This window comes from Burkholderia sp. Bp8984, assembly GCF_003853755.1.
In the GTDB taxonomy this organism is placed as follows: Bacteria; Pseudomonadota; Gammaproteobacteria; order Burkholderiales; family Burkholderiaceae; genus Burkholderia.
This window is the reverse complement of record NZ_QTQN01000015.1, coordinates 86,677-101,189: the sequence shown is the minus strand read 5'-3', so window position 1 is coordinate 101,189 and position 14,513 is coordinate 86,677. Positions and strand designations below refer to the sequence as shown.

Annotated in this window: 15 protein-coding genes; all 15 read left to right on the top strand. The window is 66.6% G+C overall.

Annotation, left to right across the window (positions count from 1 at the left end):
• The first annotated feature begins 91 nt into the window (after positions 1-91).
• Positions 92-1,324: a beta-ketoacyl-ACP synthase II gene (fabF, locus tag DID98_RS17295; protein WP_044844772.1), complete on the top strand. Its 1,233-nt coding sequence runs from the start codon at positions 92-94 to the stop codon at positions 1,322-1,324.
• Positions 1,325-1,336: 12 nt separating this feature from the next.
• Positions 1,337-1,801, top strand: coding sequence for a hypothetical protein (locus DID98_RS17290; protein WP_124487457.1), 465 nt, complete (start codon positions 1,337-1,339; stop codon positions 1,799-1,801).
• Between the two features lie 91 nt (positions 1,802-1,892).
• A complete protein-coding gene (gene rpoE, locus DID98_RS17285; RefSeq protein WP_006752490.1) occupies positions 1,893-2,492 on the top strand; it encodes an RNA polymerase sigma factor RpoE in 600 nt (199 codons plus the stop codon).
• 87 nt (positions 2,493-2,579) lie between these two features.
• The gene (locus DID98_RS17280; protein ID WP_124487502.1) at positions 2,580-3,197 is read left to right on the top strand and encodes a sigma-E factor negative regulatory protein; all 618 of its coding nucleotides are present in this window, start codon (positions 2,580-2,582) and stop codon (positions 3,195-3,197) included.
• Positions 3,198-3,202: 5 nt separating this feature from the next.
• A complete protein-coding gene (locus tag DID98_RS17275; protein ID WP_124487456.1) occupies positions 3,203-4,255 on the top strand; it encodes a MucB/RseB C-terminal domain-containing protein in 1,053 nt (350 codons plus the stop codon).
• A 16-nt stretch (positions 4,256-4,271) separates the two neighbouring features.
• A complete protein-coding gene (locus tag DID98_RS17270; RefSeq protein WP_124571074.1) occupies positions 4,272-5,777 on the top strand; it encodes a DegQ family serine endoprotease in 1,506 nt (501 codons plus the stop codon).
• 7 nt (positions 5,778-5,784) lie between these two features.
• Positions 5,785-6,021, top strand: coding sequence for a glutaredoxin family protein (locus DID98_RS17265; RefSeq protein ID WP_124487454.1), 237 nt, complete (start codon positions 5,785-5,787; stop codon positions 6,019-6,021).
• Between the two features lie 210 nt (positions 6,022-6,231).
• Complete coding sequence (lepA, locus tag DID98_RS17260) at positions 6,232-8,025, top strand: translation elongation factor 4 (RefSeq protein WP_044844766.1); 1,794 nt, start codon at positions 6,232-6,234, stop codon at positions 8,023-8,025.
• A 16-nt stretch (positions 8,026-8,041) separates the two neighbouring features.
• Positions 8,042-8,935 carry a signal peptidase I gene (gene lepB / locus DID98_RS17255; RefSeq protein ID WP_124487453.1) on the top strand — a complete coding sequence of 298 codons (894 nt, stop codon included), beginning with the start codon at positions 8,042-8,044 and terminating at the stop codon, positions 8,933-8,935.
• Between the two features lie 153 nt (positions 8,936-9,088).
• Positions 9,089-10,384, top strand: a complete 1,296-nt coding sequence (gene rnc, locus DID98_RS17250) for a ribonuclease III (RefSeq protein ID WP_124571073.1) — start codon at positions 9,089-9,091, stop codon at positions 10,382-10,384.
• A gap of 60 nt (positions 10,385-10,444) precedes the next feature.
• A complete protein-coding gene (era, locus tag DID98_RS17245) occupies positions 10,445-11,344 on the top strand; it encodes a GTPase Era (protein WP_006476493.1) in 900 nt (299 codons plus the stop codon).
• Positions 11,331-12,170 carry a DNA repair protein RecO gene (recO, locus tag DID98_RS17240; protein WP_014897645.1) on the top strand — a complete coding sequence of 280 codons (840 nt, stop codon included), beginning with the start codon at positions 11,331-11,333 and terminating at the stop codon, positions 12,168-12,170. The genes era and recO overlap by 14 nt, the downstream gene beginning before the upstream one ends.
• Positions 12,167-12,943 carry a pyridoxine 5'-phosphate synthase gene (gene pdxJ, locus DID98_RS17235; protein WP_124521374.1) on the top strand — a complete coding sequence of 259 codons (777 nt, stop codon included), beginning with the start codon at positions 12,167-12,169 and terminating at the stop codon, positions 12,941-12,943. Before recO ends, pdxJ begins: the two co-directional genes overlap by 4 nt.
• Before the next feature lie 69 nt (positions 12,944-13,012).
• Positions 13,013-13,450: a holo-ACP synthase gene (gene acpS / locus DID98_RS17230; protein ID WP_044844762.1), complete on the top strand. Its 438-nt coding sequence runs from the start codon at positions 13,013-13,015 to the stop codon at positions 13,448-13,450.
• A 16-nt stretch (positions 13,451-13,466) separates the two neighbouring features.
• A complete protein-coding gene (nagZ, locus tag DID98_RS17225) occupies positions 13,467-14,495 on the top strand; it encodes a beta-N-acetylhexosaminidase (protein WP_124487450.1) in 1,029 nt (342 codons plus the stop codon).
• The last annotated feature ends 18 nt before the right edge of the window (positions 14,496-14,513 follow it).

Sequence of the window (14,513 nt, the reverse complement as noted above, 5' to 3'; positions counted from 1 at the left end):
GACGGACTAACAGCCACAGGGCTCGCAGGGCTGGTTCCTGTGGCCACTGTGGCTTTTGTTTTTGTCATCCAATAATGGAAAAGAGGTTACCGTGAGCCGCCGTCGTGTTGTTGTTACAGGCCTGGGGCTGATTTCGCCTGTTGGCAATAATGTTGCCGACGGCTGGGCCAATCTCGTCGCCGGCAAGTCCGGTATCGCCACCGTCACGAAGTTCGATGCGTCGAACCTCGCCTGCCATTTCGCGGGCGAAGTGAAGGGTTTCAGCGCCGAGGAGTACATCCCGGCGAAGGAAGCCCGCAACATGGATACGTTCATCCATTACGGCATCGCAGCCGGCGTCCAGGCGATCCGGGACAGCGGCCTCGAAGTGAACGAAGCCAATGCGGAACGCATCGGCGTGCTGGTCGGCTCCGGTATCGGCGGCCTGCCGATGATCGAAGACACGCACCAGACCTACGTCGATCGCGGCCCGCGCCGGATTTCCCCGTTCTTCGTGCCGGGTTCGATCATCAACATGATCTCGGGTCACCTGAGCATCATGTTCGGCCTGAAGGGCCCGAACCTCGCGGCCGTGACGGCCTGCACGACCGGTCTGCACAGCATCGGCCTCGCGGCGCGCCTGATTCAGGCCGGCGACGCCGACGTGATGGTCGCGGGCGGCGCCGAATCGACGGTGTCGCCGCTGGGCATCGGCGGTTTCGCGGCCGCGCGCGCGCTGTCGACCCGCAACGACGATCCGGCCACCGCGTCCCGTCCGTGGGACAAGGACCGTGACGGCTTCGTGCTGGGCGAGGGTGCAGGCGTGATGGTGCTCGAGGAATACGAGGCGGCGAAGGCACGCGGCGCGAAGATCTATGCGGAGGTCTCGGGCTTCGGCATGACGGGCGATGCGTACCACATGACCGCGCCGAACATGGACGGTCCTCGCCGCTGCATGGTCGCGGCACTGCGCGACGCCGGCGTGAACGCGGACGAGGTCCAGTACCTGAACGCGCACGGCACGTCGACGCAGCTCGGCGACAAGAACGAGTCCGATGCGGTGAAGGCGGCATTCGGCGAGCACGCGTACAAGCTCGTGGTGAACTCGACGAAGTCGATGACGGGTCACCTGCTGGGTGGCGCGGGCGGCCTCGAGTCGGTGTTCACGGTGCTGGCGCTGCACAACAACGTGTCGCCGCCGACCATCAACATCTTCAATCAGGACCCCGAGTGCGATCTCGACTACTGCGCGAACACCGCGCGTGACATGAAGATCGACGTGGCCGTGAAGAACAACTTCGGCTTCGGCGGTACCAACGGCACGCTGGTGTTCAAGCGCGTCTGACGCTGAAATCGCTTGACGAGTCCATTCGATGCTCCGGCCGGGCGTCCGCAATGCTTTGCATTGCGGGCCTCGGCCGTGTCGTATGTGGTGCTGGCCGCGTTCGTCGCGGCGGCGGCCGTCTCCGCGTACCTGTTCTGGGCGCCGCGGGCCGGTGCCGCTGCCGGCGCGTGCGTGTCGGCGGCGACGGCCGCGCTGCTTGCCGTGTGCGCCGCGCGAGCCTGTGCCCGCCGGCTGCCGGCCGAGTTGCGGATCGATGCATTCGGGGAGATTGCGGCGTTTGGCCGCACCGGGCGCTTGCTGGCCCGGGGCCGCGTGACGGGTCATGCACACTGGAGCAGCCTGCTGCTCGTGCTGTCGGTCGGGCAGGGCGCCCGGCGCGCGCGGCCGTTGCTGATTCCGGCCGATGCGCTCGACACCGCGTCGTTCAGCGCGCTGTCCGTGCTGGCGCGTACCGCGGGCACGGCGGGGCGGGCATGACGGCGGCGCGGTTACCAGCCGTAACCAGCGGCCGGCGCCGGAACGCTACAATAACGCTCCGCGTTGCATCCCTAGTTAACGGATTTGTCAGGTGAGTGAAAAAGAAATCGATCAGGCTCTGGTCGAGCGCGTACAGAAAGGCGACAAGGCAGCGTTCGAACTCCTGGTCTCCAAATACCACCGCAAGATCATTCGGCTGATCTCGCGCCTCGTGCGGGATCCCGCCGAGGTCGAGGATGTGGCCCAGGACGCGTTCATCAAGGCGTATCGTGCGCTGCCGCAATTTCGCGGCGAGTCGGCGTTCTACACGTGGTTGTACCGGATTGCCGTCAATACGGCGAAGAACTACCTTGCGACGCAGGGCCGGCGGGCACCGACCTCCACCGAGGCCGATGCCGAGGAAGCGGAAACTTTCTCCGACGCAGACCAACTAAGGGATATCAACACGCCTGAGTCGATGTTGATGAGCAAGCAGATTGCCGAGACGGTCAACGCTGCAATGGCCGTCCTGCCCGAAGAGCTGCGCCAGGCGATTACGCTGCGCGAGATCGAAGGCTTGAGCTACGAAGAGATCGCGGAAATGATGGATTGTCCGATCGGGACGGTCCGGTCGCGGATCTTCAGGGCGCGCGAGGCAATCGCTGCGAAATTGCGTCCGCTGCTCGATACGCCCGAAGGCAAGCGCTGGTAAGCGCGGCGGGCGCAACGACGCGGGTCGGGGTCTATTACGGATAGAGTCGTGAAATCACGACGGGGTGTGTGCAAGATGGGGAGCATCATGGGGTCGGTCAATACGCAGTCGCAAGCGTGCTCGCGCGGCGAGCGCCTTTCCGCTCTGGTCGACGGTGAACTGTTCGACGGCCCGGATCACGGGCAGTTTCTGGCTGAGCTCGACCGCGCGGATCGCGCTGCGTGGGCCCATTACCACCTGATCGGCGATGCGCTGCGCTCGGACGAGCTCGCGCTGTCGCCCGCGCTGAGCGTCGCGTTCACCGCGCGCATGTCCGCCGCGCTCGAAAGCGAGCCGCACCTGCTCGCGCCGGCCGCCGCGCCGGTCGCGCGCAAGCTGCTGTCGCTGCGCCGGCGTGTCGTGCCCGCGTTCGCGGTGGCCGCCGCGGCAGCCACGCTGACGTGGATCGTCGTCCCGCAGATGCAGACGGCGGGTGTGCCGGGCGCCGTCCAGGTCGCATCGGCAGGCGCGCCGCAGAGCGGCAACCTGCAGCGCGTGACGGTTGCACAGGCATCCGCGCAGCCGGGCCTGCAGGACGTCAACATCATCCGCGACGCAAGTCTCGACCAATACCTTGAAGCGCATCAGCAATTCGCGCAGCAGCCCGTCGTCACGGGCTCGATGCCGCTGATCCGCGCTGCCGTGACCACCACGCCAGGCCAATAAACCCGATGCGGACATTGCAGTTGAATCACGCCATCTCCGGATGGAAGCGGCTGCCGGCTCTCCTGCTTTGCGCAGCCGCCCTGTTGTCCGTTCAATCCCTGCCTGCCAGCGCCCAGCAACCGGACGATCCCGTCGCGACCCGCAAGGGTGCGGCGGACTGGCTCGACCGCATCCAGCAGGCGGCGCAGCAGCAGAGCTACGAGGGTACGTTCGTCTACCAGCGCGGCGGGTATGTCCAGTCGTCGCGCATCGCGCATGTGGCGTCCCGCGACGGCGAGTTCGAGCGGATCGAGTCGCTCGACGGCAAGCCGCGCAAGGTGCTGCGGCATAACGACGAGCTGTACACGTTCGTGCCCGAGCGCAAGCTGTGCGTGGTCGAGCGCCGCCAGACGCGCGATTCGTTCCCCGCGCTGCTCGGTGCCGGCGGCGAGCACGTGATGTCCGTCTACGACGCGAAGCTGCTCGGCAAGGACCGTGTGGCCGGGATCGACGCACAGGTGGTCGAGCTCGTGCCGAAGGACGCGTACCGCTTCACCTACAAGCTGTGGGCCGACACCCGCACCGGGCTGCTGCTGCGTTCACAGACGCTCGATGCGAGCGATCACGTGCTCGAGCAGGTCGCGTTTTCGCAGCTGCAGACGGGCGGCGCGACCGGTGACAAATCCGCGATCGCGGCCGGCATGCGCAACCTGAGCGGCTGGACGGTGGTCCGCCCGCCGGTCGCGGCGGTCGACATGGAGGCGCAGGGCTGGCAGATCGCGCCGACCATCGCCGGCTTCCGGAAGATTCGCGAGGTGCGCCGGCCGATGGCCGCGCGCGACGCCGGTGATCCTCCGATTCCGGTCGACCAGGCCGTCTTCACGGACGGCCTCGCGACGATCTCCGTCTTCATCGAGCCGGCCGAAAAGAATACGCGCAAGGAAGGCGCGGGCAGCACCGGCGCGACCCACGTGCTCGTGAAGCGTCGCGGCGACTACTGGATCACCGTGCTCGGCGAAGTGCCGCCGGCCACGTTGCAGCAGTTCGCGTCTGCCATAGAATACAAGGCTTCCAAGTAACGCTACGGCTTCCGACATGACGAAACTCACGCTGCGCAAAGTGTTCGCGGCGGCGGTGCTGTGTGCCTGCCTGCCGCTCGCCCCGCATACCGCGGCCGCGGTCACGCCTCCCGCTGCCAGCCTTCCCGATTTCGCCGATCTGGTCGAAAAGGTCGGGCCGGCTGTCGTGAACATCCGGACCACCGCGAACGTGCCGACGCCCGGCCCGCGCGGCGTGCTCCCGCCAGGCTTCGATAATGGCGACATGTCGGAATTCTTCCGGCGCTTCTTCGGCATTCCGCTGCCGCAGGCGCCCGGCAACGGTGGTGGCGGCGGTAATGGCAATCCGAAGAACGCGCCGGCGCCGGACAATCCGCCCGACACCGAACAGAACCGCGGTGTCGGTTCGGGCTTCATCGTGTCGGCAGACGGCTACGTGATGACCAACGCGCACGTCGTCGACGACGCGGACACCATCTACGTGACGCTGACCGACAAGCGCGAATTCAAGGCGAAGCTGATCGGCGTCGACGACCGCACGGACGTCGCGGTCGTCAAGATCCAGGCGTCGAACCTGCCGGTCGTCGCGATCGGCGATTCGAACAAGGTGCGCGTCGGCGAGTGGGTCGTCGCGATCGGTTCGCCGTTCGGCCTCGACAACACCGTGACGGCCGGCATCGTGAGTTCGAAGAGCCGCAACACGGGCGATTACCTGCCGTTCATCCAGACCGACGTCGCGGTGAACCCCGGCAACTCGGGCGGCCCGCTGATCAACATGCAGGGCGAGGTGATCGGCATCAACTCGCAGATCTACAGCCGCACCGGCGGTTTCATGGGCATTTCGTTCGCGATCCCGATCGACGAGGCGATGCGCGTGGCCGACCAGCTGAAGGCGACCGGCAAGGTCACGCGCGGCCGCATCGCGGTGGCGATCGGCGAGGTGACGAAGGACGTGGCCGACTCGATCGGGCTGCCGAAGGCGGAAGGCGCGCTCGTCAGCAGCGTCGAACCGGGCGGTCCGGCCGACAAGGCCGGTATCCAGCCGGGCGACATCATCCTGAAGTTCAACGGCCGGCCGGTCGATACGGCGTCGGATCTGCCGCGCATGGTCGGCGACACGAAGCCGGGCACCAAGGCGACCGTCAGCGTATGGCGCAAGGGTCAGGCGCGCGATCTGCCGATCACGATCGCCGAGACGCCGGCCGAGACGACGGCGAAGGCCGAGCAGCGCAAGAGCGCGCCGCAGAAGCCGCGCCAGGCGAATTCGCTCGGCTTGACGGTCAGCGACCTTTCCGCGGATCAGCTGAAGTCGCTGAAGCTGAAGAACGGCGTGCAGATCGACGGCGTCGACGGCCCGGCGGCCCGAGCGGGGCTGCAGCGCGGCGACATCGTGCTGCGCGTCGGCGACACCGACATCACGAGCGCGAAGCAGTTCGCCGACGTGACCGCGCAGCTCGATCCGCAGAAGGCGGTCGCGGTGCTGGTGCGGCGCGGCGACAACACGCAGTTCGTGCCGGTGCGCCCGCGCCCGATTCAGAAGTAACGCGCCGATGTTCACGCTCTACGGCCGCGGCTGGTGCCATCTGTGCGACGACCTGCGCGATGCGCTGGCGCCGCTGGCGGCCGAATTCGGCGTCGCGGTCGACTACGTCGACATCGATGCGGATCCGGCACTCGTTGCGCGTTACGACGAGGACGTGCCGGTGCTGTTGCTGGATGGCACGGAAGTGTGCCGCCACCGGTTCGACGAGGCGAGGGTGCGCGGCGCGCTCGCGGCTCGGCGCTGAACCCGGCTCTGCTGCCGGCCGGCCGCGCGTTGCGCGGGGCTTCCGGCGGCGGACCCGCCGGCCAGGGCCTCCGGCGGGGCGTCCCTGGCCGGGCGTCCCAAATTACCGCCCGGCAAAGGCCTTTTCGGCTAAAATAAGCCGTTTTTTCACCGACTTACAAGGCGTGCTCCGCAGTCGTCGAGCGCGCCTTTTTCGCTTGATCGGCACTGAATGGATCATATTCGCAATTTCTCGATCATCGCGCACATCGACCATGGCAAGTCGACGCTCGCGGATCGCATCATCCAGGTATGCGGCGGCCTCGCCGACCGTGAAATGGAAGCGCAGGTGCTCGACTCGATGGATATCGAGCGCGAGCGCGGCATCACGATCAAGGCGCAGACGGCTGCACTGTCCTATCGCGCTCGCGACGGGAAGGTCTACAACCTCAACCTGATCGATACGCCGGGGCACGTCGACTTCTCGTACGAAGTCAGCCGTTCGCTGTCCGCGTGCGAAGGGGCGCTGCTCGTGGTCGACGCGAGCCAGGGCGTCGAGGCGCAGACGGTCGCGAACTGCTACACGGCGATCGAGCTCGGCGTCGAGGTCGTGCCGGTACTGAACAAGATCGACCTGCCGGCCGCGAACCCCGAGAATGCGATCGAGGAGATCGAGGACGTGATCGGCATCGACGCGACCGACGCGACGCGCTGCAGCGCGAAGACGGGTCTCGGCGTCGAGGACGTGCTCGAAGCGCTGATCGCGAAGGTGCCGCCGCCGAAGGGCGATCCGGCCGCGCCGCTGCAGGCGCTGATCATCGACTCGTGGTTCGACAACTACGTCGGCGTCGTGATGCTCGTGCGGATCGTCAACGGCACGCTGCGTCCGAAGGACAAGATCAAGATGATGGCGACCGGCGCGCAGTATCCGGTCGAGCACGTCGGCGTGTTCACGCCGAAGTCGCGCAATCTCGACTCGCTGTCGGCGGGGCAGGTGGGTTTCATCATCGCCGGCATCAAGGAACTGACGGCCGCGAAGGTCGGCGACACCGTCACGCACGCGACCAAGGCGGCCGCCGAACCGCTGCCGGGCTTCAAGGAAGTGAAGCCGCAGGTGTTCGCGGGCCTCTATCCGGTCGAGGCGAACCAGTACGACGCGCTGCGTGAATCGCTCGAGAAGCTGAAGCTCAACGATGCATCGCTGCAGTACGAGCCGGAAGTGTCGCAGGCACTCGGCTTCGGTTTCCGCTGCGGCTTCCTCGGGCTGCTGCACATGGAAATCGTGCAGGAGCGACTCGAGCGCGAGTTCGACATGGACCTCATCACGACCGCACCGACGGTCGTCTACGAGGTCGTGCAGAGCGACGGCTCGACGATCATGGTCGAGAACCCGGCGAAGATGCCGGAGCCCGGCCGCATCGCCGAAGTGCGCGAGCCGATCGTCACCGTGAACCTGTACATGCCGCAGGACTACGTCGGTTCCGTGATCACGCTGTGCGAGCAGAAGCGCGGCTCGCAGATCAACATGCAGTATCACGGCCGCCAGGTGCAGCTCACGTACGAAATCCCGATGGCCGAGATCGTGCTCGACTTCTTCGATCGCCTGAAGTCGGTGTCGCGCGGCTATGCGTCGATGGACTACGAGTTCAAGGAATACCGTTCGTCGGACGTCGTGAAGGTCGACATGCTGATCAACGGCGACAAGGTCGACGCGCTGTCGATCATCGTGCACCGGTCGCAGTCGCAATACCGCGGTCGCGAGGTTGCCGCGAAGATGCGCGAGATCATTCCGCGCCAGATGTACGACGTGGCGATCCAGGCCGCGATCGGCGCGCACATCGTCGCACGCGAGAACATCAAGGCACTGCGCAAGAACGTGCTCGCGAAGTGCTACGGCGGCGACATCACGCGAAAGAAGAAACTGCTCGAGAAGCAGAAAGAAGGTAAGAAACGCATGAAGCAGGTGGGTTCGGTCGAGATCCCGCAGGAGGCGTTCCTCGCGATCTTGCGCGTCGAAGACAAATAACAGGACTGATCCTTTTATGAATTTTGCGCTGATTCTTTTTGTGCTCGTCGTCGTGACGGGCGTAGCGTGGGTGTTGGACAAACTGGTGTTCCTGCCGCAGCGGCGCAAGGCGGCCGACGCGGCGATCGAGGAGTTCGATCGTCAGCAGTCGCGTATCGACAAGCGTTTCGCGGACGAAAACGCGGGGCAGACGCGTTCGAAGCTGCGCGACGAAAAGCTGCGCCAGCCGTGGTGGCTCGAGTACACCGCGAGCTTCTTCCCGGTGATCCTGGCCGTGTTCGTCGTGCGTTCGTTCATCGTCGAGCCGTTCAAGATCCCGTCGGGCTCGATGGTGCCGACGCTGCTGGTCGGCGACTTCATCCTCGTCAACAAGTTCGAATACGGCCTGCGCATGCCGATCACGAACACGAAGATCACGCAGGGCAGCCCGCTGTCGCGCGGCGACGTCGTCGTGTTCCGTTATCCGAAGGACGAGTCGGTCGACTACATCAAGCGCGTGATCGGCCTGCCGGGCGACACGGTCGCTTACCAGGACAAGCAACTGACGATCAACGGCCAGCCGGTGCCCGAAACGCCGCTGCCGGATTTCTTCGACGACGAGCGCCAGAACTACGCGAAGCAGTTCGAGGAAACGATCGGCACGAAGAAGAACGCGATCCTCAACAATCCCGCCGTGCCGCCGTTCGTGATGGGCGCCTACGACTATCCGTATCGCGACAACTGCACGTACAACAGCCGCGGCGTGATCTGCAAGGTGCCGCCCGGTCACTACTTCATGATGGGCGACAACCGCGACAACAGCGCGGACAGCCGCTACTGGGGTTTCGTGCCGGACAACAACATCGTCGGCCGTGCGTTCTTCATCTGGATGAACTTCGGCGACCTGAAGCGCATCGGTTCCTTCAACTGACCGTATTCGATTCACACGCAATACGCGACGCACGGGCCGCGTCGCGTATTGCCGAACTACTTTAAGAACCGGCGGTAACACCGCCTCGTCACGCCTTTTCGCGTCCGGCCGTGCCGTTTCGGCCCGACCGGCGCCCGCGTTATACTCCTGCACATGCCCCTATCCCAGTTGGAAAGCCGGCTGCGCTACGAATTTCGCAATGCGGAATTGTTGCGCCAGGCTTTGACCCATCGCAGTCACAGTGCCACGCACAACGAACGGCTCGAGTTTCTCGGCGATTCCGTTCTGAATTGCGCGGTGGCCGCCCTTTTGTTCCAGCGTTTCAGCAAGCTGGACGAAGGCGACCTGTCGCGCGTGCGCGCCAATCTCGTCAAGCAGCAGTCGCTGTATGAAATCGCTCAGGCCCTGAATATTTCCGAAGGGTTGCGGCTGGGCGAGGGCGAGTTGCGCAGCGGCGGCTTCCGTCGCCCGTCGATCCTCGCGGACGCGTTCGAAGCCATCATCGGGGCGGTATTCCTCGATGGCGGCTTCGAAGCCGCCCAAGGGGTCATCAAGCGCCTCTATATCCCGATTCTCGACCACATCGATCCGCGCACGCTCGGCAAGGACGCGAAGACGCTGCTGCAGGAATACCTGCAGGGGCACAAGATCGCGCTGCCGACCTACACGGTCGTCGCGACCCATGGTGCGGCGCACAATCAGCAGTTCGAGGTCGAATGCACGGTGCCGAAGCTCGACGTGAAGGTGTCGGGCTCCGGCGCGAGCCGGCGGGCGGCCGAGCAGGCCGCCGCGAAGAAGGCGCTCGACGAGGTGCTGGCGGCCGCGCCGATGCTCGCTTCGAAGCCGAAGCGTTCGAAGAACGCACGCGGGTCGAAGCATGTCGAGCCTGAAATCGTGCCGGGCGTGAAGGGTGTGCAGGAAGCGCTCGACCTGCGTTCTCCGGAGCGCAAGGAGCGTGCGGCGGCGCGTGACGCGAAGGCGGCCGCTGCCGCGTCCGCAGCGGCCGATGCCGGCGCACAGCCGGGCGACCGGCCGGCGCAGGCGCCGATGGCCGCGATTCGCGCGGCGCATGTCGATACAGCCGCGGACAAGGCCGACCGGCCCGCGAAGCCGACGGCCGACAAGCCTGCCGAGAAACCTGCCGACAAGGCGACCGACAAACCGTCAGACAAGCCGGCGGATCGCAGCGAACCCGGCGCGCGCGCGGCGGACAAGCCAGCCGAACGCACTGACAAGCCAGCCGAAGGCGCGCCCCGTGCAGCCGACAAGCCGGCGGGCCAGGCGACCGATCCGGCCGTGTCGTCCGCCGACAAGCCTGCTGCCGGTTCCGACGCCGCTTCGCGTGCGACGCCGCGCGCCCGCGACGCCGCGGCGCCCGGCCCCGAGGCGCCGCAGGGCGGCGCAAGCCTCGCTGCCGCGCAGGCGCGCGTGGCCGATGCCGATCACTGAATTGCCCATCGATCGTGCCGCGCGTCGCGCGGCCGTTTCCGAACCTGTCTCCCAAACGATATGAACACTCCCGCTCCTACCGGTTTCCGTTGCGGCATGATCGCGATCGTGGGCCGCCCGAACGTCGGCAAGTCGACGTTGATGAACGCACTCGTCGGCCAGAAGATCAGCATCACGTCGCGCAAGGCGCAAACCACGCGCCATCGCATCACCGGCATCAACACGTTCGACGACGCGCAATTCGTGTTCGTCGACACGCCGGGCTTCCAGACCCGTCACAGCACCGCGCTGAACCGCTCGCTGAACCGCGCGGTCACGTCGACGCTCACGTCGGTCGACGTGATCCTGTTCGTGATCGAGGCCGGCCGCTTCGGGCCCGACGACCAGAAGGTGCTCGACCTGATCCCGCCCGGCATGCCGACGCTGCTGATCGCGAACAAGATCGACCGCGTGAACGACAAGGCCACGCTGTTCCCGTTCATGCAGAAGGTGAGCGAACTGCGCGAATTCACCGAGCTCGTGCCGCTGTCGGCGCAGAAGCCGGAAGACATCAAGCGCCTGCTGGACACGATCAAGCCGTACTTGCCGGAAGGCGAGCCGATCTACGGCGAGGACGAGCTGACCGACCGCAGCTCGCGCTTTCTCGCGGCCGAAATCCTGCGCGAGAAGGTGTTCCGCTGGACCGGCGACGAACTGCCGTACACGAGCACCGTCCTGATCGACAAGTTCGAGGAGGAAGGGCGCCTGAAGCGCATCTTCGCGACGATCCTCGTCGAACGCGATTCGCACAAGGCGATGGTGATCGGCAAGAAGGGCGAGAAGCTCAAGCAGATCAGCACCGAGGCGCGGATGGACATGGAGAAGCTGTTCGACGGCCCCGTGTACCTCGAGACCTTCGTGAAGGTGAAGAGCGGCTGGGCCGACAACGAGGCGGGGCTGCGCGCCTATGGGTACGAATGACGCGCTGACGTCGACCGAAGATGCGGTGACCGCCGGCGCGAACGACGCGCCATTGCCGGCACCGCCCGAACCGCCGCGTCGCAAGGCGCGGCGCGCGACCTCTCGCACGTCCGATTTCCGCGTCGCCGAGCAGCCGGCGTTCGTGCTGCACAGCTATCCGTACCGGGAAACGAGCCTGATCATCGACGTGCTCACGCGCGATCACGGCCGGCTCGCGCTCGTCGCGAAGGGCGCGAAGCGCCCGCACTCCGCGCTGCGCGGCGTGCTGCAGACGTTCCAGCCGCTGCTGCTGTCCTGGTCGGGCAAATCCGAAGTGCGCACGCTGACGGGCGCCGAGTGGGTCGGCGGGATGCTGCCGCTCGGCGGCGACGGGCTGCTGTGCGGCTTCTACGCGAACGAGTTGCTCGTGAAATTCTGCGCGCGCGAGGATCCGCAGCCGCCGCTCTTCAATCATTACGTGCTGACCTTGACGCGTCTCGCGCACGGCGAGCCCGCGGTGCAGGTGCTACGCTCGTTCGAGCGCGTGCTGCTGCGCGAGACCGGCTATGCGATGGCGCTGAACCGCACGGTCGCGCGCCGGGCGGTCGAGCCCGATCGCCGCTACGTGTTCGATCCCGAGCGCGGCGTGCGCAATGCGGACGACGACGTGCCGTCGCACTGGCCGGTGATTACCGGACAGACGTTGCTCGACATGGAGCAGGACGATTACCATCGAGCCCAGACGGTCGCGCAAAGCAAGACGCTGATGCGCTTCCTGCTGAACACCTATCTCGGCGGTACGCCGCTTGCCACGCGTCAGATCCTGATCGACCTGCAAAACCTATGAGCTTCTTCCTGACAACGCCCACCGTCATCGACCTCGGCGTGAACATCGACCACGTCGCGACGCTGCGCAACGCGCGCGGCACGGCCTATCCCGATCCGATCCGCGCGGCGCTCGCGGCCGAAGAGGCCGGTGCTGACGCGATCACGCTGCACCTGCGCGAGGACCGCCGCCACATCGTCGACGCCGACGTGCGCACGCTGCGCCCGCAGCTGAAGACGCGGATGAACCTCGAATGCGCGGTGACGGCCGAGATGCTCGACATCGCATGCGAAGTGCGTCCGCACGACGCGTGCCTCGTGCCCGAGAAGCGCGAGGAACTGACGACCGAAGGCGGTCTCGACGTCGCCGGCCGCTTCGAGGCCGTGCGTGCGGCATGCCGGCAGCTCGCCGACGCCGGCGTGCGCGTGTCGCTGTTCATCGATCCGGACGAAACGCAGATCCGCGCCGCGCACGAAGCCGGCGCGCCGGTGGTCGAGCTGCATACCGGCCGCTACGCCGATGCGCACGACGAAGCCGAGCAGCAGCGCGAATACGAACGCATCGTCGCGGGCGTGCAGGCCGGCGCGCAACTGGGCCTGAAGGTCAACGCCGGTCACGGACTGCATTACACGAACGTGCAGCAGATCGCCGCGATCGACGGCATCGTCGAGCTGAACATCGGCCACGCGATCGTCGCGCACGCGATCTTCGCGGGCTGGGACAACGCGGTGCGCGAGATGAAGGCGATCATGGTCGCCGCGCGTGTGGCCGCGCTGCACGGCGGCGCGCGCTGACGATGCATTCCGTGCGCGCGCGCTTCGCTCGTCACCCGGCGTCGTCCGTGCGTCACGGCGGGCGCTGACATGGCGATCTACGGCATCGGTACCGACATCGTCCAGGTGAGCCGCATCGCGGCCGTGCTCGAGCGCACGGGCGGCCGGTTTGCCGAGAAGGTGCTGGGCCCCGACGAACTGCGCGTGTTCCATGCGCGCCGCGCGCGCTCCGAGGCGCGCGGCATCGCGTTTCTCGCGACGCGCTTTTCCGCGAAGGAAGCGTTCTCGAAGGCGATCGGGCTCGGCATGCACTGGCCGATGACGTGGCGCGCGCTGCAGACCCTCAACCAGCGCAGCGGCGAGCCGTACGTCGTCGCGTCGGGTGAGCTGGCCGACTGGCTCGCCGCGCGCGGCATCACGGCGCGCGTGACGGTCAGCGACGAACGCGACTACGCGGTGTCGTTCGTGGTCGCCGAGACCGACGCAGCGCCGCCTGCACCCGCACCTGTTTCCCGAACCACTCCCTGACGGACTTTCCGATTCGATGAAAACGACTCCCGGCCCGGTCATGCTCGACGTCGTCGGCACGGCCCTGTCGCGCGACGATGCGCGGCGCCTTGCGCATCCGAACACCGGCGGCGTGATCCTGTTCGCGCGGCATTTCCAGAACCGTGCGCAGCTCACCGCGCTGACCGACTCGATCCGCGCGGTGCGCGAGGACATCCTGATCGCCGTCGATCACGAAGGCGGCCGCGTGCAGCGGTTCCGCACCGACGGCTTCACGGTGTTGCCGGCGATGCGCCGCCTCGGCGAACTGTGGGACCGCGACGTGCTGCTCGCGACGAAGGTCGCGACCGCGGTCGGCTACATCCTGGCGTCCGAGCTGCGCGCATGCGGCATCGACATGAGCTTCACGCCGGTGCTCGATCTCGACTACGGGCACTCGAAGGTGATCGGCGATCGTGCGTTCCATCGCGACCCGCGCGTCGTCACGCTGCTCGCGAAGAGCCTCAACCATGGGCTGTCGCTCGCGGGCATGGCGAACTGCGGCAAGCATTTCCCGGGGCACGGCTTCGCGGAAGCCGATTCGCACGTCGCGCTGCCGACCGACGACCGGCCGCTCGACGCGATCCTCAAGCAGGACGTTGCGCCGTACGACTGGCTCGGCCTGGCGCTGACCGCGGTGATTCCCGCACACGTGATCTACACGCAGGTCGACAAGCGGCCGGCCGGCTTCTCGCGCGTGTGGCTGCAGGACATCCTGCGCGGGCAGCTCGGCTTCACGGGCGCGATCTTCAGCGACGACCTGTCGATGGAGGCAGCACGCGAGGGCGGCACGCTCACGCAGGCGGCCGACGCGGCGCTCGCCGCCGGTTGCGACATGGTGCTCGTCTGCAACCAGCCGGATGCGGCCGAAGTCGTGCTGAACGGCCTGAAGGCGCAGGCGTCGGCCGAGTCGGTGCGGCGCATCAAGCGGATGCGGGCGCGCGGCAAGCCGCTCAAGTGGGACAAGCTGATCGCGCAGCCTGAGTATCTGCAGGCGCAGGCGCTGTTGAGCAGCGCACTGGCGTAAGCGGGAAGGGCGGCGCGA

Bases quoted from the DNA above. Each gene is read 5' to 3' on its own strand.
- pdxJ (WP_124521374.1), top strand. From the start codon at position 12,167: ATGAGCTTCTTCCTGACAACGCCCACCGTCATCGACCTCGGCGTGAAC.
- nagZ (WP_124487450.1), top strand. From the start codon at position 13,467: ATGAAAACGACTCCCGGCCCGGTCATGCTCGACGTCGTCGGCACGGCC.
- DID98_RS17275 (WP_124487456.1), top strand. From the start codon at position 3,203: ATGCGGACATTGCAGTTGAATCACGCCATCTCCGGATGGAAGCGGCTG.
- DID98_RS17280 (WP_124487502.1), top strand. From the start codon at position 2,580: ATGGGGTCGGTCAATACGCAGTCGCAAGCGTGCTCGCGCGGCGAGCGC.
- lepB (WP_124487453.1), top strand. From the start codon at position 8,042: ATGAATTTTGCGCTGATTCTTTTTGTGCTCGTCGTCGTGACGGGCGTA.
- DID98_RS17265 (WP_124487454.1), top strand. From the start codon at position 5,785: ATGTTCACGCTCTACGGCCGCGGCTGGTGCCATCTGTGCGACGACCTG.
- DID98_RS17270 (WP_124571074.1), top strand. From the start codon at position 4,272: ATGACGAAACTCACGCTGCGCAAAGTGTTCGCGGCGGCGGTGCTGTGT.
- era (WP_006476493.1), top strand. From the start codon at position 10,445: ATGAACACTCCCGCTCCTACCGGTTTCCGTTGCGGCATGATCGCGATC.
- acpS (WP_044844762.1), top strand. From the start codon at position 13,013: ATGGCGATCTACGGCATCGGTACCGACATCGTCCAGGTGAGCCGCATC.
- recO (WP_014897645.1), top strand. From the start codon at position 11,331: ATGGGTACGAATGACGCGCTGACGTCGACCGAAGATGCGGTGACCGCC.
- lepA (WP_044844766.1), top strand. From the start codon at position 6,232: ATGGATCATATTCGCAATTTCTCGATCATCGCGCACATCGACCATGGC.
- rnc (WP_124571073.1), top strand. From the start codon at position 9,089: ATGCCCCTATCCCAGTTGGAAAGCCGGCTGCGCTACGAATTTCGCAAT.